General features: G+C 65.5%; 2 protein-coding genes and 1 pseudogene. All 3 read right to left on the minus strand.

Annotation, left to right across the window (positions count from 1 at the left end; all coding sequences use genetic code 11):
- Nucleotides 1–186, minus strand: a 186-nt coding sequence (locus tag RMO23_RS02090; protein ID WP_309678441.1) for a YchJ family metal-binding protein, incomplete at its 3' end; no start/stop codon positions are given.
- Nucleotides 186–1,316, minus strand: coding sequence for an acyl-CoA dehydrogenase family protein (locus RMO23_RS02095; protein WP_309678442.1), 1,131 nt, complete (start codon nt 1,314–1,316; stop codon nt 186–188). The genes RMO23_RS02090 and RMO23_RS02095, both read right to left, overlap by 1 nt.
- Nucleotides 1,317–1,361: 45 nt before the next feature.
- Nucleotides 1,362–1,634: pseudogene (locus tag RMO23_RS02100) on the minus strand (acetyl-CoA C-acetyltransferase); the annotation flags it as partial.

A 1,634-nucleotide genomic window follows, 5' to 3' on the forward strand; every position in this document is an offset into this window, starting at 1 on the left:
CAGCAGGTAGTCGCTGCGGCCCAGCACGAAGGCGCTGTAGCGCGAGCGCATCAGCGATTCGGCATCGGGCGCGGGCGTGCCGGCAAAATCGTCCAGGTAGCGGCCGCAGCACGCCGGAAACGCGAGCGGCTTTTTCAGCGCATCCAGGCGGCCGCAGGGGCAGGCCGGTGCCCATGGCGGGGCCATCAGGCCAGCGCGCGCTGGATGATGATTTTCTGCACGTCCGAGGTGCCTTCATAAATCTGGCAGACGCGCACGTCGCGGTAGATGCGCTCCACCGGAAAGTCGTTCACATAGCCGTAGCCGCCCAGCGTCTGGATGGCGGCGCTGCAGACCTGTTCGGCCATTTCGCTGGCAAACAGCTTGGCCATGGCGGCTTCCTTGAGGCAGGGCAAACCGGCATCGCGCAGGCTGGCGGCGTGCCAGATCAGCTGGCGTGCGGCTTCAAGCTTGGTGGCGCACTCGGCCAGCCGGAAACCGACCGCCTGGTGGTTCAGGATGGCGGTGCCAAAGCTCTGGCGCTCCTTGGCGTAGGCCACGGCCACCTCGAACGCGCTGCGCGCCATGCCCACGCTTTGCGCGGCGATGCCGATGCGCCCGCCTTCAAGACCGCCCAGCGCGATCCGGTAGCCCTCGCCCTCGGTGCCGATCAGGTTTTCGGCCGGAATGCGGCAGTTGTCAAAGTTGATCTGCGCCGTGTCGCTGCTGTTCTGGCCCAGCTTGTCTTCGAGCCGCGCCACCACATAGCCGGGCGCGTTGGTCGGCACGATGAAGGCGCTCATGCCTTTCTTGCCGGCGCCCTTGTCGGTGACCGCAATGACGATGGCGGCGTGGCCGTTTTTGCCGCTGGTGATGAACTGCTTGACGCCGTTGAGCAGATAGCCGTCACCGTCTTTGACCGCGGTGGTGCGCAGCGATGAGGCGTCGCTGCCCACATGCGGCTCGGTCAGGCAAAACACGCCCAGCATCTGGCCCTGCGCCAGCGGCATCAGCCACTGCTTTTTCTGCGCCGCATTGCCATAGCGCATCAAGATCGCGTTGACCGGGCAGTTGGTCACGCTGATGGCGGTGCTGGTGCCGCCGTCGCCGGCGGCGATTTCTTCGAGCACCAGCGCCAGCGTGACGTAGTCGAGGTTGGCGCCGCCAAACTCTTCGGGCACGCAAATCCCGTAGGCGCCCAGCGCGGCCAGGCCCTGGTGCGCCTCGACCGGAAAGTGGTGCTCCTTGTCCCAGCGCGCGGCGTGGGGCCAGAGTTCTTCCTTCGCAAACGCGCGTACCGCGTCGCGAATCATCTCCTGCTCTTGATTAAGTATCAAATCGGTCTCCAGTCCACGGTTTACAAGCGCCAGCAGCTATTGTTTTCATAGCACTTCCAGCGCCAGCGCGGTGCCTTCGCCGCCGCCAATGCAGAGCGTGGCCACGCCCTTTTTGAGGCCGCGCGCCTTCAGCGCATGAATCAGCGTCACGAGGATGCGGGCGCCGCTGCCGCCAAACGGGTGGCCCAGCGCGCAGGCGCCGCCGTTGACGTTGACGATGTCGTGGCTGATGCCCAGCTCCGTCATCGCGGCCATGGGGACGACGGCGAAGGCTTCGTTGATTTCCCATAGGTCCACGTCTTTCACGGTCCAGCCGAT

The organism is Polaromonas sp., from assembly GCF_031411155.1.
Classification (GTDB): Bacteria; Pseudomonadota; Gammaproteobacteria; order Burkholderiales; family Burkholderiaceae_C; genus Polaromonas.